At 66.0% G+C, this 20,895-nt stretch carries 19 protein-coding genes; 4 read left to right on the forward strand and 15 right to left on the reverse strand.

The annotated features are described in order from the left end of the window. Window positions 1-46 precede the first annotated feature (46 nt). The 7 genes from gsiB to L540_RS03200 all read right to left on the reverse strand — a co-directional run bounded on the left by gsiB (window position 47) and on the right by L540_RS03200 (window position 7,579). Window positions 47-1,600, reverse strand: coding sequence for a glutathione ABC transporter substrate-binding protein GsiB (gsiB, locus tag L540_RS03170; RefSeq protein WP_043212696.1), 1,554 nt, complete (start codon window positions 1,598-1,600; stop codon window positions 47-49). 74 nt (window positions 1,601-1,674) lie between these two features. Next, window positions 1,675-3,561, reverse strand: coding sequence for a dipeptide ABC transporter ATP-binding protein (locus L540_RS03175; protein ID WP_043212694.1), 1,887 nt, complete (start codon window positions 3,559-3,561; stop codon window positions 1,675-1,677). A gap of 37 nt (window positions 3,562-3,598) precedes the next feature. Then, window positions 3,599-4,579 carry an isoaspartyl peptidase/L-asparaginase family protein gene (locus L540_RS03180; RefSeq protein WP_043212692.1) on the reverse strand — a complete coding sequence of 327 codons (981 nt, stop codon included), beginning with the start codon at window positions 4,577-4,579 and terminating at the stop codon, window positions 3,599-3,601. Continuing rightward, window positions 4,576-5,460, reverse strand: a complete 885-nt coding sequence (locus L540_RS03185) for a MurR/RpiR family transcriptional regulator (protein WP_043212690.1) — start codon at window positions 5,458-5,460, stop codon at window positions 4,576-4,578. The genes L540_RS03180 and L540_RS03185 overlap by 4 nt, the downstream gene beginning before the upstream one ends. Before the next feature lie 193 nt (window positions 5,461-5,653). Further along, the gene (locus L540_RS03190; protein ID WP_043212688.1) at window positions 5,654-6,307 is read right to left on the reverse strand and encodes a CoA transferase subunit B; all 654 of its coding nucleotides are present in this window, start codon (window positions 6,305-6,307) and stop codon (window positions 5,654-5,656) included. A 12-nt stretch (window positions 6,308-6,319) separates the two neighbouring features. Beyond that, window positions 6,320-7,018: a CoA transferase subunit A gene (locus L540_RS03195; protein ID WP_043212686.1), complete on the reverse strand. Its 699-nt coding sequence runs from the start codon at window positions 7,016-7,018 to the stop codon at window positions 6,320-6,322. 90 nt (window positions 7,019-7,108) lie between these two features. Then, window positions 7,109-7,579, reverse strand: a complete 471-nt coding sequence (locus L540_RS03200; RefSeq protein WP_043213063.1) for an acyl-CoA thioesterase — start codon at window positions 7,577-7,579, stop codon at window positions 7,109-7,111. A 132-nt stretch (window positions 7,580-7,711) separates the two neighbouring features. Between L540_RS03200 and L540_RS03205 the strand changes: the two genes are divergently transcribed. The 3 genes from L540_RS03205 (at window position 7,712) to L540_RS03215 (ending at window position 10,610) form a co-directional block, all read left to right on the forward strand. Further along, window positions 7,712-9,358: an electron transfer flavoprotein-ubiquinone oxidoreductase gene (locus tag L540_RS03205; protein WP_043212683.1), complete on the forward strand. Its 1,647-nt coding sequence runs from the start codon at window positions 7,712-7,714 to the stop codon at window positions 9,356-9,358. 40 nt (window positions 9,359-9,398) lie between these two features. Continuing rightward, on the forward strand, window positions 9,399-10,232 hold the full coding sequence (locus L540_RS03210; RefSeq protein ID WP_043212681.1) for an SDR family oxidoreductase: 834 nt from the start codon (window positions 9,399-9,401) through the stop codon (window positions 10,230-10,232). A 63-nt stretch (window positions 10,233-10,295) separates the two neighbouring features. Further along, window positions 10,296-10,610 carry an antibiotic biosynthesis monooxygenase family protein gene (locus tag L540_RS03215; protein ID WP_043212679.1) on the forward strand — a complete coding sequence of 105 codons (315 nt, stop codon included), beginning with the start codon at window positions 10,296-10,298 and terminating at the stop codon, window positions 10,608-10,610. Window positions 10,611-10,612: 2 nt separating this feature from the next. Here the strand turns inward: L540_RS03215 and ltaE are convergent, their stop codons facing one another. The 6 genes from ltaE to L540_RS03245 form a co-directional block, all read right to left on the reverse strand. Continuing rightward, window positions 10,613-11,626: a low-specificity L-threonine aldolase gene (ltaE, locus tag L540_RS03220; protein WP_043213062.1), complete on the reverse strand. Its 1,014-nt coding sequence runs from the start codon at window positions 11,624-11,626 to the stop codon at window positions 10,613-10,615. Window positions 11,627-11,645: 19 nt separating this feature from the next. Then, on the reverse strand, window positions 11,646-12,530 hold the full coding sequence (locus tag L540_RS03225) for a DMT family transporter (protein ID WP_043212677.1): 885 nt from the start codon (window positions 12,528-12,530) through the stop codon (window positions 11,646-11,648). A gap of 94 nt (window positions 12,531-12,624) precedes the next feature. Continuing rightward, the gene (acs, locus tag L540_RS03230; RefSeq protein WP_043212676.1) at window positions 12,625-14,604 is read right to left on the reverse strand and encodes an acetate--CoA ligase; all 1,980 of its coding nucleotides are present in this window, start codon (window positions 14,602-14,604) and stop codon (window positions 12,625-12,627) included. Window positions 14,605-14,754: 150 nt separating this feature from the next. After that, complete coding sequence (locus tag L540_RS03235; protein ID WP_331456655.1) at window positions 14,755-16,068, reverse strand: MFS transporter; 1,314 nt, start codon at window positions 16,066-16,068, stop codon at window positions 14,755-14,757. Next, window positions 16,065-16,472 (reverse strand): heme-binding protein, encoded by a 408-nt coding sequence (locus L540_RS03240; RefSeq protein WP_043212674.1) that lies wholly within the window; start codon window positions 16,470-16,472, stop codon window positions 16,065-16,067. The genes L540_RS03235 and L540_RS03240 overlap by 4 nt, the downstream gene beginning before the upstream one ends. After that, window positions 16,472-18,358 (reverse strand): propionate--CoA ligase, encoded by a 1,887-nt coding sequence (locus L540_RS03245; RefSeq protein ID WP_043212672.1) that lies wholly within the window; start codon window positions 18,356-18,358, stop codon window positions 16,472-16,474. The genes L540_RS03240 and L540_RS03245 overlap by 1 nt, the downstream gene beginning before the upstream one ends. A gap of 248 nt (window positions 18,359-18,606) precedes the next feature. Between L540_RS03245 and L540_RS03250 the strand changes: the two genes are divergently transcribed. Continuing rightward, the gene (locus L540_RS03250; RefSeq protein ID WP_043212671.1) at window positions 18,607-19,272 is read left to right on the forward strand and encodes a C40 family peptidase; all 666 of its coding nucleotides are present in this window, start codon (window positions 18,607-18,609) and stop codon (window positions 19,270-19,272) included. A gap of 117 nt (window positions 19,273-19,389) precedes the next feature. Here L540_RS03250 and L540_RS03255 read toward each other — a convergent pair whose 3' ends face one another. Continuing rightward, window positions 19,390-19,725: a DUF2325 domain-containing protein gene (locus L540_RS03255; RefSeq protein ID WP_043212669.1), complete on the reverse strand. Its 336-nt coding sequence runs from the start codon at window positions 19,723-19,725 to the stop codon at window positions 19,390-19,392. Window positions 19,726-19,917: 192 nt separating this feature from the next. Next, window positions 19,918-20,862 carry a CysB family HTH-type transcriptional regulator gene (locus L540_RS03260; protein ID WP_043212667.1) on the reverse strand — a complete coding sequence of 315 codons (945 nt, stop codon included), beginning with the start codon at window positions 20,860-20,862 and terminating at the stop codon, window positions 19,918-19,920. Between the last annotated feature and the right edge of the window lie 33 nt (window positions 20,863-20,895).

The raw sequence follows: 20,895 nt of genomic DNA on the forward strand, positions 1-20,895 counted from the left end.
CCGGCGGGAGCACCATGCTCCCGCCGAGCCGCGTTTACTGCTTGATTTACTGCTTGAGATCGATGTCGCCGAACCAGAACGAGGTATCGGGCTCGACGTAGACGCCGGAGAGATTCTTCGACTTCACGTAGACGTTGTTCTGGGTCACCAGGAAGGCCCACGGAGCGTCATTCCAGATGGTCTCCTGGACCTTGTTGTAGATCTCCGTCTTCTTGGCGCGGTCGGTCGTGGCCAGGGCCTGCTGGATGCCGTCGTCCACCGACTTGTTCGAGTAGTAGGAGACGTTGTTGAGCACCGGAGGGAAGGCCGCGGTCGACAGCAGGGGACGCAGGCCCCAATCGGCCTCGCCCGTGGAGGACGACCAGCCCGCGTAGTAGAGGCGGACCTTGGCGTCTTCGGGTTTCTGCACCTGCTGCACGCGCTGCACGCGCTGGCCCGACTCCAGCACTTCGACCGAGGTCTTGATGCCGACCTGGGCCAGCTGCTGCTGCAGGAACTGCACCACCTTGACCGAGGTGCCATCGTTATAGGCCGACCACAGCGTCGTCTCGAAGCCCTTCTCGTAACCGGCTTCCTTCAGCAGCTGGCGGGCCTTGGCCGGGTCATAGGCCCAGGGGCCGGTCTTGTGCGCATAGTCCACGCCCTTGGGCACCACGCCGTCGACGACGGTGGCGTAGCCATTGAAGGCGACCTTGGCCAGCGCTTCCTTGTTGATGGCGTAGTTGATGGCCTGACGGACCTTGATGTTATCGAAGGGCTTGACCTGGGTGTTCATGGACAGGTAGCGGGCCATGATCGAGTTCTTGTGATCGACCACGTCCAGCTTGTCGTTCTTGGCCAGGATGGCGGCCTGCTCGAACGGCACCGGGAAGGCGAAATGCGCCTCGCCGGTCTGCACCACGGCCGCGCGCGTGTTGTTGTCGGTCACGGTGCGGAAGGTGATGCTGTCGACCTTGGGCTTGCCCTGGTTCCAGTAGCCGGCGAACTTCTTGACCTTGAGGTATTCGGCGGGCTTCCACTCGACGAATTCGAAAGGACCGGTGCCCACGGGATGGAAGCCGATTTCCTTGCCATACTTTGCCAGGGCGGCCGGCGAGATCATCATCGCGGCGGGGTGGGCCAGGGCATTCAGGAAGGCCGAGAACGGCTTCTTCAGGGTGATCTTGACGGTCAGCGGGTCCACGACCTCGACCTTGTCGACCACGCTGAACTGGATGTAGCGCGACAAACGGTTGTCCGGGTTGGCGGGACGGTCGAAGTTGATCTTGACGGCTTCGGCATTGAAGTCGGTGCCGTCATGGAATTTCACGCCGGGGCGCAGCTTGAAGGTGTAGACCAGGCCGTCTTCGCTGACGCTGTAATCGGTCGCCAGCACCTTCTGGATCTTCAGGTCCTTGTCGAACTCCAGCAGGCCTTCGTAGTAGGCCTTGCCGACCGCCTGGTTCAGGGTGCTGTTGGTGTTGTAGGGATCGAGCGTTTCCAGGGCGATCGACACCGCGAAGGTCACGTCCTTGCTGGCCTGGGCCAGCGGCGAGGCGAGCACGCCGAAAGCCAGGGCGGCGGCGGCCATCAGTTTGGTGGGGCGCAGTACTTTGTTCATTGCAACTCCTGGATCAGAAAGGAGATACGGTTTGGTGGACAAAACAGGCCGGCGGCTGGCCGCCGGCCGCGACATCAATAGGCGCCACCGACAGCATGGCGCGCGACAAAGTGCCCCGGGGCGACTTGCACCAGGGGCTGGACGACAGGTTCGTCACCCACCTTGCGGATCGGGCTCGGAATTTCATCGGACAGCAAGGCACGCTTGAGATGGCGGCGTGCCGGGTCGGCGATCGGAACCGCCGACATAAGCTTCTTGGTGTAAGGATGCTGCGGATTCTCGAAAATCGCGCGGCGCGGGCCGATCTCGACGATCTGGCCCAGGTACATCACGGCCACGCGGTGGCTGACGCGCTCGACCACGGCCATGTCGTGCGAGATGAACAGGAAGGACACGCCCAGGTCGCGCTGCAGATCGATCAGCAGGTTGACGATCTGCGCCTGGATGGACACGTCCAGCGCCGAGACGGATTCATCGGCGATGACCACCTTGGGATTCAAGGCCAGGGCGCGCGCGATGCAGATGCGCTGGCGCTGGCCGCCCGAGAACTCATGCGGATAGCGCTGCGCCATCTCCGGCGCCAGGCCCACGCGCTCGAGCAGCTCGGCCACGCGCGCCTCGGCCTCGCGGCCCGAGGCCACGCCATGCACCAGCAGCGGCTCCATGATGGAAAAGCCCACCGTCACCCGGGGGTCCAGCGAGGCGAAGGGGTCCTGGAACACGAACTGGATATCGCGGCGCAGCGATTGCAGCTCGGCATTCTTGAGCTTGACGATGTCGCGCCCGCCGAACAGGATCTGCCCGCTCTGGCTGTCGACCAGGCGCAGCAGGGAGCGGCCGGTGGTGGACTTGCCGCAGCCGGATTCGCCGACCAGCGACAGCGTCTCGCCCGGATAGAGATCGAAGCTGACTTTCTCGACGGCGTGGACGCGGCGCTGCACCCGGCTCAGGATGCCGCCACGCAGGTCAAAGCGCGTGACCAGGTCGCGCACGCTGAGGATGGGCGCCTGCTCGGCGCGCGGCACTTCCTGGGTGCTGGCGCTGCCCGGCTCGGCCACCGGCTGCGCGCGGCCGTCGACCTGCAGCAAGGGGAAACGCGCCGGCAGGTCGGTGCCCTGCATGGCGCCCAGCCGCGGCACGGCCGACAGCAGGGCGCGGGTGTATTGATGTTCGGGCGCGGCGAAAATACGGTCCGACGGCCCCTCCTCGACCTTGTCGCCGCGATACATCACCAGGACGCGATCGGCGACTTCGGCCACCACGCCCATGTCGTGGGTGATGAACACCACGCCCATATGCATCTCATCCTGCAGCTGGCGGATCAGCTGCAGGATCTGCGCCTGGATGGTGACGTCCAGCGCCGTGGTCGGCTCGTCGGCGATCAGCAGCGCCGGCTTGCAGGCCAGGGCCATGGCGATCATCACGCGCTGGCGCATGCCGCCCGACAACTGATGCGGGTAGCGGTCCAGCACCGACTTGGCCTCGGGGATGCGCACCTGCTCCAGCATGCGCAGGGCCTCGGCGCGCGCCGCCCCCGCGTCCTTGCCCTGGTGCAGGCGGATGGTCTCGGCAATCTGGTCGCCCGCCGTGAACACCGGGTTCAGCGAGGTCATGGGCTCCTGGAAAATCATCGCCATGTCGGCGCCGCGCACGCTGCGCATGGTGCGCGAAGACGCGCTGGTCAGGTCGACCACCGAGCCATTGCGCCGGCGCAGGGCCATGCGGCCCTGGGCGATGCGTCCGCCGCCATGCTCGACCAGGCGCATCAGCGACAGCGAGGTCACCGATTTGCCGGACCCCGACTCTCCGACGATGGCCAGGGTTTCGCCGCGGTCAACGTGGAAAGACAGGTTGCGTACCGCCTCCACCGTCCGTTCGGAGGTCGCGAAGCGCACCGTCAGGTCATCGACCTGGACCACGCGGTTATCCGGCAGCGCCAGCGTCTGAGCGCGATCAACCATATTGAATTCCGTTCCTAAATGCTCGATGACGCGGACATCATCGGTAAATGGCGACGACAGCGTCCTCGCCAACTCGGCCGTAGCCGCGATACATGCCTTCGGTATTGAAGGGCAGCGCCACATTGCCCTGCCCGTCCACGGCGATCAGGCCGCCCTTGCCGTCTATGGTGGGCAGCTTTTCCTGGACCACGCGATCGGCCGCTTCCTGGAGCGAGGCGCCGAGATATTCCATCTGCGCCGAGACGTCGTAGGCGGCCACCATGCGGATGAACATTTCGCCGGTGCCCGTCGTCGAGACCGCGCAGCTGCGGTTATTGGCGTAGCAGCCAGCCCCGATCAAGGGCGCATCGCCCACGCGGCCGACCTGTTTATTGGTGATCCCGCCGGTCGAGGTGGCGGCGGCCAGATTGCCCTGGGCATCCACGGCCACGGCGCCCACGGTGCCGAACTTGCGGTCCGAATCCAGGGGATCGGCCGGCGCGGGCTGGCCGCGCGCGACCATGGCCTGGCCGTCATGATCCAGCACCGCCGCCTCGGGGGTTTCACGCTGCACGCGCAGCAGCTGCTCGCGGCGCGCCTCGGTCGAGAAATAGGAAGGATCGACCAGTTCCAGCCCCTCGGCGCGGGCGAAGTCGACCGCCCCCTGGCCGACGAAGAACACATGCTTGCTGTGCTCCATCACGCGGCGCGCGGCCAGCACGGGATTGCGCACGCAATCGACATTGGCGATGGCGCCCGAACGCAGCGTGGCGCCGTCCATGATGGAGGCATCCAGCTCGTGCGTGCCGGCGCTGGTGAACACCGCGCCATGGCCGGCGTTAAACAAGGGGCAATCCTCCAGCAGCCGCACGGCCTCGGTGACCGCATCCAGCGCGCTGCCGCCGCCGGCCAGCACGGCCTGGCCGGCCTGCACGATGGCGCGCAGCGCCTGCAGGTATTCCTGTTCTTTCTCGGGCGACATGGCCGCGCGCGACATCGCGCCAGCACCGCCATGAATCGCGATAACGGGGGTAATCATCGTTTTCCAGTTCCAGCTACACCATGGATCAGCCAGGGCATGACGGATTGGGTCACGCCCACGGCGGCTTCGATCGAATCTTTGGCGCGATGCGCCACGGCGGCCGACAGGGCTTCGATCAGGCCCAGGGCCGCGGTTTCCGCGTTGGAGGAGAATTGCCGCGCGCTGGGCGCATACAGGGCCACGGTGGCGCAGGGCGCCAGCGGCGAAGTGGGCCGGTCGGTCAGGACCAGCACCGGCACGCCGGCCTGCTTGGCCGCATTGGCCAGCGTCACCGTATCGGCCAGATAGCGCGGAAAGGCAATCGCGATGACCAGGTCGCGCGGCGTCATGCGCGCCATCTGGCGCGCCGCGTGCGACACCCCGCCCGGTCCGGCCAGCGACTCCACGGAATGCAGATGCATGCACAGGCCGCGCTGCAGCAGGCCGGCCAGATAGCCGCTGGCGCCAAAGCCGATGATGAAGACCCGCTCGGCCTGCAGGACCGAAGCGACGGCGCGCTCGCAAGCGCCCTCGTCCAGGCTTTGCAGCGTGCGCTGGGCGTTCTGGATGTCTTCTTGCAGCGTGGCCGCGAAAATCTGCACGGCGCTGGCCGAATGGGCCAGTTCCACGCGCAGTTTCTCGACCGGCTCCAGCGCCGCCTCGAAGCCGCGCGCCAGTTCGGCGCGGAACTGCGGATAGCCCGGCAGCTCCAGGGCGCGGGCAAAACGGTTGGCCGTGGCCACCGACACGCCCGCCGCGGCGGCGAACTCGTCGATGGTCATGGTCGCCACCCGGAAAGGATGCGCCAACACATAATCGGCCATGCGGTGCTGGGTGCGGCTGAAACCCGGCTGGGCCCGGGCGATCCGGTCAGCAATGGAAGCGGCGGCCTTGGACATCGAGGGGAGTCTTAAAGAGGAAATGCCGCGGAATCGCGGCATGTAAATTTGTTTACCTGGGCATTTTAGAAAAGAAAATATATTTTCATATCTAGGGATTACCCTGGCGCCTGGCGCCCAAAAACCATTTCGATAACATGGTTTTAAAGGCAAACAAAAACCCCGCCCGCCGAAGCGGACAGGGTCGCCAGGTTCAACGGACGGCGGAGACGTCCAGCTTGGCCTGCGTCTTGGATTGGACTTCCTCGACCGTGGCGCCTGGAGCCACTTCCAGCAGCTTCAGTCCCGCCGGCGTGACTTCCATGACGCCCAGGTCGGTGATGATCAGGTTGACCACGCCGACACCGGTCAAGGGCAGCGTGCATTCGGGCAGCAGCTTGATGTCCTCGCTGCCGTCTTTCTTCTTGGCGACGTGCTCCATCAGGACCACCACGCGGCCGACGCCGGCCACCAGGTCCATGGCGCCGCCCATGCCCTTGACCATCTTGCCCGGGATCATCCAATTGGCCAGGTCGCCCTTTTCGGACACCTGCATCGCGCCCAGGATGGCCAGGTTGATCTTGCCGCCGCGGATCATCGCGAAGGAATCGGCGGAAGAAAAGATCGAGGAGCCGGGCAAGGTGGTGACGGTCTGCTTGCCGGCATTGATCAGGTCGGGGTCGACCTCGTCGTCGGTCGGGAAGGGACCGATGCCCAGCAGGCCGTTCTCGGATTGCAGCCAAACCTCCACGCCCTTGGGCACGTGATTGGCGACCAGGGTCGGCAGGCCGATACCCAGGTTTACGTAAAAGCCGTCTTGCAGCTCGCGCGCGGCGCGGGCGGCCATTTCATCGCGGGACCATGCCATGTCGTCGTCTCCTTAGGCCGGGCGGGTGGTGCGTTGTTCGATGCGCTTTTCGGGATTGGCGTTAAGCACGATCCGGTGCACATAGATGCCGGGCAGGTGGATCTGGTCGGGATCCAGGCTGCCGGTGTCGACGATCTTCTCGACCTCGACCACGGTGATCTTGCCGGCCATGGCCACATTGGGATTGAAGTTGCGCGCCGTCTTGCGGAACACCAGGTTGCCGCTGCGATCGGCGATATACGCCTTGACCAGCGAGACGTCGGGCGCCAGCGAACGCTCCATCACATACTGCTGGCCGTCGAATTCGCGGATTTCCTTGCCGTCGGCAACAATAGTGCCGACCCCGGTGCGGGTGAAAAAGGCCGGGATGCCCGCGCCGCCGGCGCGCAGCTTCTCGGCCAGCGTGCCCTGGGGCGTGAATTCAAGCTCCAGCTCGCCGGACAGGTATTGGCGCTCGAACTCCTTGTTCTCGCCCACATACGACGCGATCATCTTGCGCACCTGGCGGGTGTTGAGCAGCTGCCCGAGGCCGAAGCCGTCCACGCCCGCGTTATTGCTCACGCAGGTCAGGTCCTTCACGCCCGAATCACGCAGCGCGGCAATCAGCGCCTCGGGGATGCCGCAAAGGCCGAAGCCGCCCACCGCTATCATCTGCCCGTCTTTGACGATGCCTGCCAGCGCCTCATTGGCGCTTGCATATACCTTGTCCATCGCTCCAGCTCCTTGTTGAGATCCTGAGATCGGTTATCCGCCGGGAAGAGCGCTCCCCCCGGCCATCGTTTTTGTGCTTTGCCGCAGATTTTAGCGGCAGCCGGCCGCCTTGTTGCCGGGCGGCTTGAACTGGGCCCCCAGCCGGGCCAGCACCTCGGCCGGCCAGGCCTTGGAACGATTGGCCACGTAGTCCATCCAGACCAGCACATTGCGGCCCCGGGCATAAGGGCCGCTGTCATCGCCCACCTTCTCCAGGGTCAGCTCCAGCTCCATGCTGGAGCGGCCCAGGCGCAGCAGGCGGTGCGTCACGCGCACGGTCGCCGGATAGCCCAGGGGCTTGATGAAGTCGCAGGCGGCATGCGCCAGGATGGGGCCCTCGTCGTCCGGCAGCTTCATGCCGGCCTGGCGCAGGATGCACACCCGCGCCTCTTCCATGAGGCGGAAATAAATGGTGTTGTTCAGGTGGTTCAAGGCATCCATATCGCCCCAGCGCAAAGGCAGGTCGATCTGGTGCCAGGCGCCTTCTGCAAGCGGCGCCGGCTCTGGTGTTACGCGGTCCAAACCGTACTCCTGGAATTCATTTTCCGCCGCTCCCTGTTTGCGGCGGCGGCCTGGCGCCAGCTGCAATACAATCGACGGATCTTTGATGATACTTCCCGCGGGAGTGGGACTGAAATAGGGGGAGCTTTACAAATGTCCGAACGCGAGTCGATGGAGTATGACGTGGTCGTGGTGGGGGGTGGCCCCGCCGGCCTCGCCAGCGCCATCCGCCTGAAACAACTGGCAGCCGAAAAAAACCATGAAATCAGCGTCTGCGTGCTGGAGAAAGGTTCGGAGATCGGCGCCCACATCCTGTCGGGCGCGGTCATGGACCCGATCGCCCTGACCGAGTTGATTCCCGACTGGAAAGAAAAAGGCGCGCCGCTGAACGTGCCGGTGACCCAGGATAAATTTCTTTTCCTGTCCGACAAGGGCGCCCGCTCCACCCCGGAATGGCTGCTGCCGGCCTGTTTCCACAACAAGGGCAATTACATTGTCCGCCTGGGCGAAGTCGCCAAATGGCTGGGCGAGCAGGCCGAGGCCCTGGGCGTGGATATCTTCCCGGGCTTTGCCGCGGTCGAAGTGCTCTACGACGAAAACGGCGCCGTGCGCGGCGTGGCCACCGGCGACATGGGCGTGGCCCGCGACGGCTCGCACACCGACCACTACCAGCCCGGCATGGAGCTGCTGGCGCGCTACACCCTGTTCGCCGAGGGCGCCCGCGGCCAGCTGGGCCGCCAGCTGACCGAGCGCTTCAAGCTGGACGAAGGCCGCAATGCCCAATCCTATGGCATCGGCATCAAGGAAATGTGGGAAGTCGATCCGGCCCAATCGCGCCCGGGCCTGGTCGTGCACACCGCCGGCTGGCCGCTGGACTCCGACACCTATGGCGGCTCTTTCCTCTACCACCTGGACAACAACCTCGTGGTGGTCGGCCTCATCGTGGGCCTGGACTACGCCAACCCCTGGCTGTCGCCCTTCGAAGAATTCCAGCGCTACAAGACCCACCCCGCCATCCGCGGCACCTTCGAGGGCGGCAAGCGCATCGCCTACGGCGCGCGCGCCATTACCGCCGGCGGCCTGCTGTCGCTGCCCAAGCTGGTCTTCCCGGGCGGCGCGCTCATCGGCTGCGACGCCGGCTTCCTGAACGCCTCGCGCATCAAGGGCAGCCATGCCGCGATCAAGTCCGGCAAGCTGGCCGCCGAGGCCGCCTTCGACGCCATCGTGGCCGACCGCCGCGCCGACGAACTCGCCGCCTATCCGCAGGCCTTCGAATCCTCCTGGCTGCACGAAGAACTGAACAAGGCGCGCAACTTCAAGCAATGGTTCAAGAAGGGGCGCAGCGTCGGTGTCGTCATGACCGGTATCGAACAATGGCTGCTCAAGGGCAAGATGCCCTGGACGCTGCGCAACAACAAGCCCGACCACGCCAGCCTGCAGCCGGCGGCGCAATGCGCCCGCATCGACTATCCCAAGCCCGACGGCAAGCTGACCTTCGACCGTCTCAGTTCGGTGTTCATCTCCAACACCAACCACGAAGAAAACCAGCCCATCCACCTGACGCTGAAAAATCCGGACATCCCGGTGGAGGTCAACCTGGCCACCTATGGCGGCCCCGAGGCGCGCTACTGTCCGGCCGGGGTGTACGAGTTCGTCAAGGATGACCACGGCGCGGACCGCCTGCAGATCAACGCGCAGAACTGCGTGCACTGCAAGACCTGCGACATCAAGGACCCGAAGCAGAACATCGTCTGGGTCGCCCCGCAGGGCGGCGAAGGGCCGGTCTACAACGGGATGTAAGGCAAGCAGCGGGGCCACGGCCCCCTCTTCGGGAGCTGTCATGGCGCAAGCGGTATTGCTGGCCGGCTGCGGCGATCTGGGCCTGCGCGTGGCCGAGCGCCTGCTGGCGCGGGGCCTCGAAGTCTGGGCCTTGCGCCGCCATCCTCCCTCGGCGGCGCCAGCGGCGATCCGCTGGATCGCCGCCGACCTGGCGGACCCGGCCAGCCTGGCCGGCCTGCCCCGGCACATCGACCGCGTGGCCTATCTGCCGGCCCCGGGCGGCCGCGACCCCGACCGCTACCGGGCCGTCTTCGTGGACGGCCCGCGCCATTTGCTGGCGGCGCTTGGCCCACAGCCCCGGCGCTGGGTTTTTGTATCGTCGTCGGCGGTCTATGGCGAGCATGGCGGCCAATGGATAGACGAAGACACGCCGACCGCCCCCCAGGGGTTCAATGGACGCCTGTTGCTGCAAGCCGAACAATGGCTGCAGGCCAACCTGCCCGGCGCGGTGGTGCTGCGCCTGGCAGGTCTTTATGGGCCGGGACGCAGCCAGCTGCTGCAGCGTCTGCGCGAAGGCCAGGCGCGCGCCGCGGCCGGCCACTGGGCCAACCGCATCCATATCGACGATGCCGCCGCCGCGGTCGATCATCTGCTGCATCTGCCGGCGCCCCTGCCCTGCTATCTTGGCGCCGACGACACGCCCATGCCGCTGGACCAGCTATACGGCGCCCTGGCCCGCCTCTTGCAGGCTCCGCCTCCGGCTCCGGGCCCCGCGCCGGCCCAGGTCGGCAGCAAGCGCATGAGCAACCGGCGGCTCAAGGCCAGCGGGCTGGCCCTGCGCTGGCCCGATTCGCTGGCCGGCTACCGCGACCTGATCGAGCGCGGCATGGTTTGAGCGCGATCGAAGCAAGCGCCGGCCAGGCGCGCCACACTGTGACGCTCATATCGAGGAGCCCGCATGATCGCCGTCATTTTCGAAGTCCTTCCGCATGACCGCCAGGCCTACCTGGATATCGCCGCGCAGCTGAAACCGGCGCTGCAGACCATGGATGGCTTTATCTCGGTCGAGCGCTTCCAGAGCCTGTCGGATCCGGACAAGCTGCTGTCGCTGTCGTTCTGGCGCGATGAGGCCAGCGTGCGGGCCTGGCGCGAGCATGGCCCGCACCGGCAAGCCCAGGCGGCCGGCCGTGGCGGCGTCTTTGCCGACTACCGCCTGCGCGTGGCGGCCGTGGTGCGCGATTACGGCCTGAACGACCGGGACCAGGTGCCCTGAATTCAGGCGCCCAGCAGGCGGGCGAAAACCCGCAGCGCCTGCTCGATATCCTGGCGCGAGATATCCAGATGCGTCACCAGGCGCACGGGGCCGTCATAAACGGCGCTCATCAGGATGCCCTCTTCTTTCAGGCCCTGGTTCAGGGCGGCCCGGTGCTCGGCCGCGAAACTCACAAAGGTCATATTGGTGTCCTGGGCATGCACGTGCACGCCAGGCAGGGCCGCCAGCCCCTGGGCCAGCCGGCGCGCGTTTTCATGATCTTCGGCCAGGCGCGCCACATTGTGTTCGAGCGCATAGTGCGCGGCCGCGGCCAGCACCCCGGCCTGCCGCATGCCGCCGCCCAGCACCTTGCGCCAGCGCCGGGCCTGATCGATCAAGGCCTGGCTGCCCGCCAGCACCGATCCCACCGGCGCGCCCAGTCCCTTGGAAAAGCAGATCGACACGGTGTCGAAGGGCTGGCATAGCTCGGCCAAGGCCAGTCCGCTGGCCACGCTGGCATTGAAGACGCGCGCGCCGTCCAGGTGGGTGCCCAGGCCCTTGCTCCGCGCAAAGGCGGTGGCCTCCAGAATATAGGCCTGCGGAATCACCTTGCCCTGGAAGGTGTTCTCCAGCGCCAGCAGGCGGGTGCGCGCATAGTGCGGATCGCCCAGGGGCTTGACGGCCGCCGCCAGCTTGGCCAGCGGCAGCGAGCCATCCGCATCGTGCTCGATGGGCTGGGGCTGGATACTGGCCAGCACGGCCGCGCCGCCGCCTTCGTATTTATAGGTGTGGGCCAGCTGCCCCACCAGGTACTCATCGCCGCGCCCGCAATGCGCCATCAGGCCGGCCAGATTGCTTTGCGTGCCCGTGGGAAAGAACAGTCCCGCCTCCTTGCCGGCACGCTCGGCCACGGCGCGCTGCAGGCTGATGACGCTGGGGTCGTCGCCCATCACGTCATCGCCCAGCGGCGCCTGCGTCATGGCCTGCAACATGGCCGCCGAAGGACGGGTTACGGTATCGCTGCGAAAATCTATCATCGTGGTTTCCATTTCGTGTTCAGGGTTTACGCGGCCGGGCCCGGCTGACCACCCAGATGCCGGCCATGATAAACAGCATGCTCGCCAGGTCCATCGGCGTCGGGCGCTCATGCAGGATCAACCAGGCCAGCAGGACGGCAACCACCGGCACGCCCAGGGCCGACAGGCCGGCGATCGAGGCCGGCACGCGCCGGACCACCAGCAGCCACATCACCCAGGCCAAGGCGGTGGCCACCAGGATGATGTAGGTCATCCCCGTCCACAGTTGCCAGCCCCAGACGGCGTCGATCTGCGGCACCAGCAGCGCCACCGGCGTCATCGCCAGCGCGCCGACCAGCATCTGCCAGGCCGTGAAAGTCAGGATATCGGGCGCGTGCCTGTCGAACATGAGCTTGGACAGCACGGTGCCCAGGCCCCAGCACAGGCCGCTGCCCACGCCCAGGGCCATGGGCAGGAAGTCATCGCCCAAGCCGTCCCAGGGCCGCGCGAAACATATGAGGCCGCAGGCCGCCAGCGCGATGCCGGCCCAATGCATGCGAGTGGGCCGCTCCTTGAGAATCAGCCAGGCCAGCAGGATGACCCAGAAAGGCATGGTGTAGGCCATGAGCGAGACCTTGCCCACGCCGCCGGTGACCAGCGCCGTCTGCACAAAGCCCTGAAAGCCCGCCGTCTGCGTCAGCCCCACCAGCACCGTCAGGCGCCAGGGCGGCATGGCCAGCGGCCGGCCGCTCAGCAGCACGCCGACGAACAGCACCAGTGCGCCGCACAGATAGCGCACCACCACGAAATCATAAGGACCGATATAGGGAACGATGAGCTTCATCGCAATCCAGGCGCCCGACCAGACCAGGATGGTGGCCAGCATCAGGCCCAGCCCCGAACGGTCGAAACGACTGCGATTCACTGCAAACCCCCGAAAAACAAGATGATCGACCCGAAAAAAAGGCCTGCGCATCCGCGCAGGCCCACATTATGCTCTCTTGATTTTGTCCGCCGGCTTACAGGGGTTTGGACAACTGCTCCAGGATGGCCGGGTTTTCAAGCGTGGAGACGTCCTGGGTGATTTCTTCGCCCTTGGCGACCACGCGCAGCAGACGGCGCATGATCTTGCCGGAACGGGTCTTGGGCAGGTTGTCGCCGAAACGGATGTCCTTGGGTTTGGCGATGGGGCCGATTTCCTTGGCCACCCAGTCGCGCAGCTGCTTGGCGATGACCTGGGCCTCCTCGCCCTCCGGGCGCACGCGCTTGAGGACCACGAAGGCCACCACGGCTTCGCCCGTGGTGTCGTCGGGACGCCCCACCACGGCGGCTTCGGCCACCAGTTCATGCGCGACCAGCGCCGACTCGACCTCCATGGTGCCCAGGCGATGGCCCGAGACGTTGAGCACGTCGTCGATGCGGCCCATGATCCAGAAATAGCCGTCGGCATCGCGCTGCGCCCCGTCGCCCGCCAGATAATAGCCGCGCAGTTCAGGCGGGAAATAGCTCTTCTTGAAGCGCTCCGGATCGCCCCAGATGGTGCGGATCATGGCCGGCCAGGGGCGCTTGATGACCAGGAAGCCGCCATTGCCCTGCTCGACGTCGGCGCCGGTCTCGTCGACGATGGCCGCGGCGATGCCCGGCAGGGGCAAGGTGCAGGACCCGGGCTTGAGCGGCGTGGCGCCAGGCAGCGGCGTGATCATGTGGCCGCCGGTTTCGGTCTGCCACCAGGTATCCACGATGGGGCAGCGCTCCTGGCCCACGTTCTTGTGATACCAGATCCAGGCCTCGGGGTTGATGGGCTCGCCCACCGAGCCGATGATGCGCAGGCTGTTGAGGTCGAAATTGCGCGGATGGGTCTGCGGCGCGGCCTCCGACGCCTTGATCAGCGAACGGATGGCCGTGGGCGCCGTATAGAACACGCTGACCTTGTGGCGCGCGATCATGTCCCAGAAGCGGCCGGCATCGGGGAAGGTCGGCACGCCCTCGAAGACGATCTGCGTCAGGCCGGCGGCCAGCGGGCCGTAGGTGATATAGGTGTGGCCGGTAACCCAGCCCACATCGGCCGTGCACCAATAGACATCGTCGGCGCGCGCGTCGAAGGTCCACTTGACCGTCAGCAGCGCCCACAGCAGATAGCCGGCCGACGAATGCTGCACGCCCTTGGGCTTGCCGGTGGAACCGGAGGTGTACAGGATGAACAGCGGATGCTCGGCATTGACCGGCACCGGCTCGCAGGTGTCGGGCTGGCCGGCCTGGACCTCGTGCATCCAGAGGTCGCGGCCTTCGGTCCAGGCGACCTTGCCGCCGGTGCGGCGATAGACGATGACCTTGGAGACGGCCTCGCAGCCGCCCATGGCGAAGGCCTCCTCGACCGCCGGCTTGAGCGGGATGACCTTGCCGCCCCGCACCTGCTCATCGGCCGTGATGATCAGCGAGGCGCCGACGTCGACGATGCGCTCCTGCAGGCTCTTGGCCGAGAAGCCGCCGAAAACCACCGAGTGCGTCACGCCCAGGCGGGCGCAGGCCTGCATGGCCACCACCGCCTCGATGGACATGGGCATATAGATGATGGCGCGATCGCCCTTCTTGTAGCCCAGCGATTTCAGGCCGTTGGCGAAGCGGCACACGCGGGCCAGCAATTCGCGATAGCTGACCTTCTCGACCTTGCCGTCATCGCCCTCGAAGATGATGGCGGTCTTGTCGGCATTGCCGTTGGTCAGGTGCACGTCCAGGCAATTGGCCGAGACATTCAGTTCGCCATCGCCGAACCAGCGATAGAACGGCGCCTGGCTTTCGTCCAGCACCTCGGTAAAGGGCTTGGTCCATTGCAGGTTTTCGCGCGCATGGCGGGCCCAGAAGCCGTCGGGGTCGCGCTCGGCCTCCTCGGCCAGCGCGCGGTAGGCGTCCATGCCCGAAATCGCCGCGCCCTTGACGGCGCGCTCGGGCGGGGGAAACACGCGGGTTTCCACCAAGACGGATTGGATGGCATTCGACATGGTTTTGTCTCCGATTCGTGATTTTGGTGCTGCCGTTCTGTCGACACGCAACCGTATCGCCATGCTCTTACGAGCACCTTACGCAGCCGGGGCATCCCAGCTGGCGCGGCATCTTGCATGGTGGCCAGTTCATAAGAATAGCAGCCCGGCTCAGGCGGCTTCCTTGCGGGCGATGCCGCGGGCCAGGTCCACGCGGGCCAGCAACAGCAGGCCGCCCACGAAGAACAGCCCCGTCACCAGAATCGCCAGCCGGTGATTGCCGGCCGTGATCCAGGTCACCAGGCCATAGGTGAGCGGCCCCACGACCGCCGCCAGCTGGACGGCGAAGGTCCAGAGCGCGAAGAACTCCGCCAGGCGGCCTTCCGGCGCCAGCGCGCCCGTCATGGCGCGTCCGGCGCTCTGGCTGGTGCCCATGCACAGGCCGGCCAGCGTGGCGGCCACCCAGAAGACGGGCACGGTGGTGGCCGAATAGGCCACCAGCACCATGGCGATCCAGCCCAGCAGCGTCAGGCCCAGGGCGCGCTTGTGGCCGATGCGGTCCTGGATATAGCCGAAGCTGAAGGCGCCGGCCGCCGCGGCGATATTGACCGTGAACACCAGCAGCATGATCTGCGCCATGGCGAAGCCCATCACCTGCTCCGCATAGATGGCCGCCAGCGTGATCACCACCGAGATGCCCGCCTGATAGCAGGCGCCGCAAACCAACAGGCGGCGGAACTCCGGGTAATGCTGGCCGGTCTCGCGCCAGGCGCGCGCCAGCCGGCGCAGCATATCGGGCGCGGCCAGCTTCATGGCATGCGGCCGGGCCCGCTCGCGCAGCAGCAGGAATGACGGCAGGGCCGCCAGGCTGAACATCGCGCAGGTCACGACGATGACCCAGGGCACATATTGCTCGGCGCCCTGGCCGGCGGCCTCGCCGCGGCTCACCACGACCAGGCACAGGCCCAGCGTCAGCATGCCGCCGCAATAACCGAAGCTCCAGCCCCAGCCCGACACGCGGCCCAGCGCTTTGGGACGCGCCAGCTCGGGCAAAAAGGCCGCCACGACGGACTCGCCTATGCAATAGCAGTAATTGGAGACGGCAATGGCCGCCAAGGCCAGCCAGACATCGCCCGGCCCGACCCGCGCCAACAGCAGCGTGGCCAGCACACAGCCCACGGTGCTGGCATAGAGCAGACGGCGCTTGCCCGCGCGCGCATCGGCGCGCGCGCCCAGCGTGGGCATGGTCAGCATGATGGCCAGATAGGACAGCGACAGCGCCGCCGTCCAGGCCAGCGTCGCCCAGTGGGCGCGCTGGCCCACGACGGCGACGAAATAGGTGCTGAACACCGTGGTCAGGATGACCGTGGTGTAGCCGGAATTGGCGAAGTCATACATGGCCCAGGCCCAGACCTCGCGCCGGCGCACGCCCGGGTTGAGCAAGCGCCGGTCTTCACCGGCGCTGTCTTGCGCCGGCAAGGTCACAGGCCCAGCGCCGCAATGCCCGCCCGCGCAATTTCCGCATCCTCGCTGGATTTCACGCCCGACACGCCCACGGCGCCCACCACCTGGCCCTCGGCCACGACGGGCACGCCGCCTTCGAGCATGCCTTCGAGCTCCGGCGCCGACAGGAAAGAATAGCGGCCGTTGTTGATGATTTCTTCGTAGAGGCGGGATTCACGGCGGCCCAGCGCGGCGGTGCGCGCCTTGGACGGCGCGAGATGGGAGGAGATGGGCGCCGCGCCGTCGCCGCGCAGCATGCCCAGCAGATGGCCGCCGTCATCCACGACGGCGATCGCCACGGCCCACTTATTGGCTAGCGCATGCGCCTCGGCCGCGGCGAGGATCTTCTTGACGTCTTCCGCGGCCAGCACCGGTTTGGATTTCATTACAGCGATTCCTTGATCTGTTCGAGTGAGGTGGGGTCTTCTATCGTGGTGAGATCACCCGGGTCGCGGCCTTCGCAGATCGCCACGATGGCCCGGCGCAACACCTTGCCGGAGCGCGTCTTGGGCAGCGCGCCGACAAAACGGATGCGGGCGGGGCGCGCGATCGCGCCCAACTGATCCTCCACCACGCGCATGATATCCCCTTCCAGGGTCTGGGCCGCGCCTTGGGCCTCCAGCGTCTCCGGCCTTTTGACCACCACAAAGGCCAGGGCGACCTGGCCCTTCAGGCTATCGGCCACGCCCACCACCGCGCATTCGGCCACGTCGGCATGGCTGTTGACCGACTCCTCGATCTCGCGCGTGCCCAGGCGATGACCCGCCACATTGATGACATCATCGGTGCGCCCGAGAATGAACCAATAACCGTCCTGGTCGCGCAGGCCCCAATCGAAGGTCGAATACAGCTGGCGGCCCGGAATGGACGAGAAATAGGTCTGCACAAAACGCTCGTCATCGCCCCACACGGTGGACAGCGCCCCCGGCGGCAGCGGCGGCACGATGGCCACCACCCCTTTCTGGTTGGGCCCGAGGTCCTGGCCGTCGGCCTCGCTCACCACGCGCACGTCAAAGCCATAGACCGGGAACGACGGGCTGCCGAAACGGGTCGGCACCCGCTCCACGCCCGGTTGGGCCGACAGGATGGGCCAGCCGGACTCGGTTTGCCAGTAGTTGTCGATGATGGGTTTGCCCAAGCCCTCCGATATCCATTGGGCCGTGGGTTCGTCCAGGGGCTCGCCGGCCAGATAGAGCGCGCGCAGCGAAGACAGGTCATGGCGCTTCAGCAGCGCGGGATCCTGGCGCTTGAGCACCCGCACCGCCGTGGGCGCCGAAAACAGGGTGTTGACCCGGAAGCGCTCGACCAGGCTCCAGAGGATGGCGCCATCCGGACGCACCGGCGTGCCCTCGTAGAGGATGGAGGCCTGGCCGCCGATCAGCGGCCCATACACGATATAGGAGTGCCCCACCACCCAGCCGATATCGCTGGTGCAGAAATAGGTGTCGCCGGGCCGGCCGTCGAACAGATACTCCATCGACGAGGCCAGGGCCACGGCATAGCCGCCGGTGTCGCGCTGCACGCCCTTGGGGCGGCCCGTCGTGCCGGAGGTGTAGAGAATATAGCTGGGCTCGGAGGACTCCAGCCAGGCCACGGGCACCCGGGCGCCTTCGTGGCGGGCGCGCAATTCGGCGTAATCCAGGTCGCGGCCGGGCTGGCGCTCGCAGGCCGCCAGCCCCCGGTCCAGCATGATCACCGCGCCCGGCGGGTGCTGGGCCAGCGACAACGCCTTGTCCAGCAAGGGCTTATAGGCCACCACCTTGCCGGCGCGCGAGCCGCCGTCGGTGCAGACCACCACCTTGGGCTGGGCGTCGTCGATGCGCTGGGCCAGGTTGACCGAGGCAAAACCGCCGAAAACCACGGAGTGGATGGCGCCCAGCCGCGCGCAAGCCAGCATGGTGAACACCGCCTCCGGCACCATGGGCATGTAGAGCAGCACGCGGTCGCCGCGCGCCACCCCTTGTTCGCGCAGCATGGCGGCCACCGCGTTGACCTCCTCGTAAAGCTCGCGGCGGGTGTAGATGCGCTCCTGGTCCACTTCGGTGGACACCCAGATCAGCGCCGGCGCATCGGCCTGCTGCGGCAGCCAGCGGTCCACGGCGTTGTAGCAGAGATTCGTGCGGCCGCCGACAAACCACCTGGCAAATGGGGGACGGGTAAAATCCAATACCTCCTCGAACGGCGTCTCCCAGTGAATGCGCTCGGCTTCTTTACGCCAGAAGGCATCCCGCTCATGGATGGACCGATAGTGGAAATCCCGGGTTTTTTCCATGCTTGTCTCCTGTTATGGTTCGGTAGCCCTTCGGTAACTCGTCTTACCTTATTCTCGGCGGCCAACCTTGCACCAGGCTTGCCGCCCCACCTGGGGATTCCCCCAGGCTGCTCCGGGCCCGAAACCGCGTTTTTTCGCATGTGCTTTCACCCGGATGTAATAATAGATTTGGTAGAATCGCCCGATAAATTTTTTCTAACCATGATCCGCACCCCCATTTTTTGGGCGCCGGACCGGTCTCGGTGAGCATGCATCGACACTCCTGCCTCGCGCTACCTGACACCTCCTCCCGCCTTGTTCGCCGGGGCCTGCGCCTGTGCGCGTCGGTCTTCTGCGTGGCGGTGATGGCGGGTTGCGCGACCAAGGGGACGCAGACTTCCGCCTACGATTCCGAAATCGACCCCTACGAAACCGAATGGGTCGCCACCGCCGATGATCCCATCGGCCTGCTCGTCACACACAAACTCAAGCGCGAACGCCAGCGCCAGGCGCAGGCGCCCTTCGCCAGCGACAGCGTCCTGGTGGCCGAAGCCCTCAACCAGCTGGGCGTGCGCTACCGTTTCGGCGGTAATTCGCCCGATACCGGTTTTGATTGCAGCGGCCTGGTCGCCTATTCCGTCGAACGCTCGCTGGGCGTGAAATTGCCCCGCAATGCCGCCGACATCGCCCGCCAGGCCACGGTCATCGACCGCAAGGAATTGCGCCCCGGCGATCTGGTGTTCTTCAACACCCTGGGGCGCCGCTATTCGCATGTGGGCATCTATATGGGCGACAACCGCTTCGTGCACTCGCCCAGCGCCGGCGGCGTGGTCCGCGTCGAGGACATGACCCTGGCGTATTGGTCCAAGCGCTACAACGGCGCGCGGCGCCTGGATGGCAGCCTGCTGGCTTCCGCCCGCGCCTCCAACGACTGAGCACACACACCGGCCCTGGCCGGTGTTTTTCATTGAGCCAGACGCAAAAAAGCGCCCACCTGGGGCGCGGGCGGCAATGCTGCCGCATCAAGACCGATCGGGCGATGGGGCGGACACTCAGTGCCGGGTGGCTTTTTTGTTGCAGCCCTGGCTGCACAGGCCGCATTGCTGCAGCGCCTGCTGCATGCTGCACACCGAGCGTCGACAAGCGACGACCTTGATGCCGCCGCGCTGCGCGGCATTGCGGAAGGTCTTCATGACGTTATGCCCCAGGAAATCGGTCAGCAGGATGACCAACTGGGTGCCCGAGGGAAGCTGCAAGGTCTTTTTCTGGTGCGAGGGGTCGCGCCCGCTGATGTGATGCGTGATCGAGATATTGTGCCCCTTCAGGAGGTCCGGGATATTGCCCAGCCGGTCCGCACCCACCACCACCGCGCTCAAGCCTGCCACCATGATTCACCTCATCGGTTGTTGCGTGTTTGGTAATGATAATGATTCCCATTGTTTAGTCAAATCAAATGAGAGTGATTCTTATTTGATTCTTTCAATCGGTTTGCCCCTGGGCATAGCTTCCCTGAGCATCGCCCTGGCCGCGGCCCCAAAAAAAAACCGCCCCCGAAGGGGCGGCTGGCGGCGGCGCGGCGTTCAGCGCGGCAAGCCCTGAACGGCGTCGGTCACCACCTGGCGCGTCAGCGAGGGCGCCAGCATCTCCAGGAAGGTGTAGACGTAATCGCGCAGGAACACGCCCGATTTCACGCCGACACGGGTGGTGTGGGTGCCGAACAGATGCCCCACGGGCAGACCGACGAGGTTGCTGTCGCGCCGCGGGTCATAGGCCACGCCCGCGATGATGCCTATGCCCAGGCCGACATCCACATAGGTCTTGATCACATCGGCGTCGATGGCCTCGAGCACGATGTCCGGATGGATGGCCTGGTTGGCGAAGACTTCGTCTATGGTGCTGCGGCCCGTGAAGGCGCGGTCGTAGGTCACGATGGGATACTCGGCCAGCTGCGCCAGGCTCAACCGCTTGGCCTCGGAGGACTTCAGCTCGGCCAGCGGATGGTCCGGCCGCACCACCACCGTGTGTTCCCAGGCATAGACCGGCAGCGTCGCCAGGCCGGGCGTCAAGGCCAGGGATTCCGTGGCCAGGGCCAGGTCGGCCTGCTCATGCAGCACCATCTCGGCCAATTGGGCCGGGCTGCCCTCGGCCAGCGACAGATGCACCTTAGGAAATTGCTTGCGGAAGGCCGGGATGACGCGGGGCAACAGATAGCGCGCCTGCGTATGGGTGCAGGCGATGACCAGGCCGCCCTCGTCGCGGCGGGCGAACTCGTCGCTGACCTTTTTCAGGTTGTCGACCTCGCGCATGATGCGGTCGATCACCTGCGAGACGGCCAGGCCGGGCTTGGTCAGTCCCTTGATACGCTTGCCATGGCGCTCGAAGATCTTGATGCCCAGCTCATCCTCGAACTCGATGATGGCCTTGGACACGCCAGGCTGGGAGGTATAGAGCATGCGCGCGGCTTCGGTGAGATTGAAGTCCCGGCGGATGGTTTCGCGCACAAATCGGAATTGCTGGAGGTTCATGGAGGCCCCTATTCGTGCAGCTGATTATAAGTA

The organism is Bordetella pseudohinzii, from assembly GCF_000657795.2.
Taxonomy (GTDB): Bacteria; Pseudomonadota; Gammaproteobacteria; order Burkholderiales; family Burkholderiaceae_B; genus Bordetella; species Bordetella pseudohinzii.

Excerpts from the sequence above, each read along its gene's own strand:
- gsiB (WP_043212696.1), bottom strand. The coding sequence starts at position 1,600 with ATGAACAAAGTACTGCGCCCCACCAAACTGATGGCCGCCGCCGCCCTG.
- L540_RS03175 (WP_043212694.1), bottom strand. The coding sequence starts at position 3,561 with ATGGTTGATCGCGCTCAGACGCTGGCGCTGCCGGATAACCGCGTGGTC.
- L540_RS03180 (WP_043212692.1), bottom strand. The coding sequence starts at position 4,579 with ATGATTACCCCCGTTATCGCGATTCATGGCGGTGCTGGCGCGATGTCG.
- L540_RS03185 (WP_043212690.1), bottom strand. The coding sequence starts at position 5,460 with ATGTCCAAGGCCGCCGCTTCCATTGCTGACCGGATCGCCCGGGCCCAG.
- L540_RS03190 (WP_043212688.1), bottom strand. The coding sequence starts at position 6,307 with ATGGCATGGTCCCGCGATGAAATGGCCGCCCGCGCCGCGCGCGAGCTG.
- L540_RS03195 (WP_043212686.1), bottom strand. The coding sequence starts at position 7,018 with ATGGACAAGGTATATGCAAGCGCCAATGAGGCGCTGGCAGGCATCGTC.
- L540_RS03205 (WP_043212683.1), top strand. The coding sequence starts at position 7,712 with ATGTCCGAACGCGAGTCGATGGAGTATGACGTGGTCGTGGTGGGGGGT.
- L540_RS03210 (WP_043212681.1), top strand. The coding sequence starts at position 9,399 with ATGGCGCAAGCGGTATTGCTGGCCGGCTGCGGCGATCTGGGCCTGCGC.
- L540_RS03215 (WP_043212679.1), top strand. The coding sequence starts at position 10,296 with ATGATCGCCGTCATTTTCGAAGTCCTTCCGCATGACCGCCAGGCCTAC.
- ltaE (WP_043213062.1), bottom strand. The coding sequence starts at position 11,626 with ATGATAGATTTTCGCAGCGATACCGTAACCCGTCCTTCGGCGGCCATG.
- acs (WP_043212676.1), bottom strand. The coding sequence starts at position 14,604 with ATGTCGAATGCCATCCAATCCGTCTTGGTGGAAACCCGCGTGTTTCCC.
- L540_RS03240 (WP_043212674.1), bottom strand. The coding sequence starts at position 16,472 with ATGAAATCCAAACCGGTGCTGGCCGCGGAAGACGTCAAGAAGATCCTC.
- L540_RS03245 (WP_043212672.1), bottom strand. The coding sequence starts at position 18,358 with ATGGAAAAAACCCGGGATTTCCACTATCGGTCCATCCATGAGCGGGAT.
- L540_RS03250 (WP_043212671.1), top strand. The coding sequence starts at position 18,607 with ATGCATCGACACTCCTGCCTCGCGCTACCTGACACCTCCTCCCGCCTT.
- L540_RS03255 (WP_043212669.1), bottom strand. The coding sequence starts at position 19,725 with ATGGTGGCAGGCTTGAGCGCGGTGGTGGTGGGTGCGGACCGGCTGGGC.
- L540_RS03260 (WP_043212667.1), bottom strand. The coding sequence starts at position 20,862 with ATGAACCTCCAGCAATTCCGATTTGTGCGCGAAACCATCCGCCGGGAC.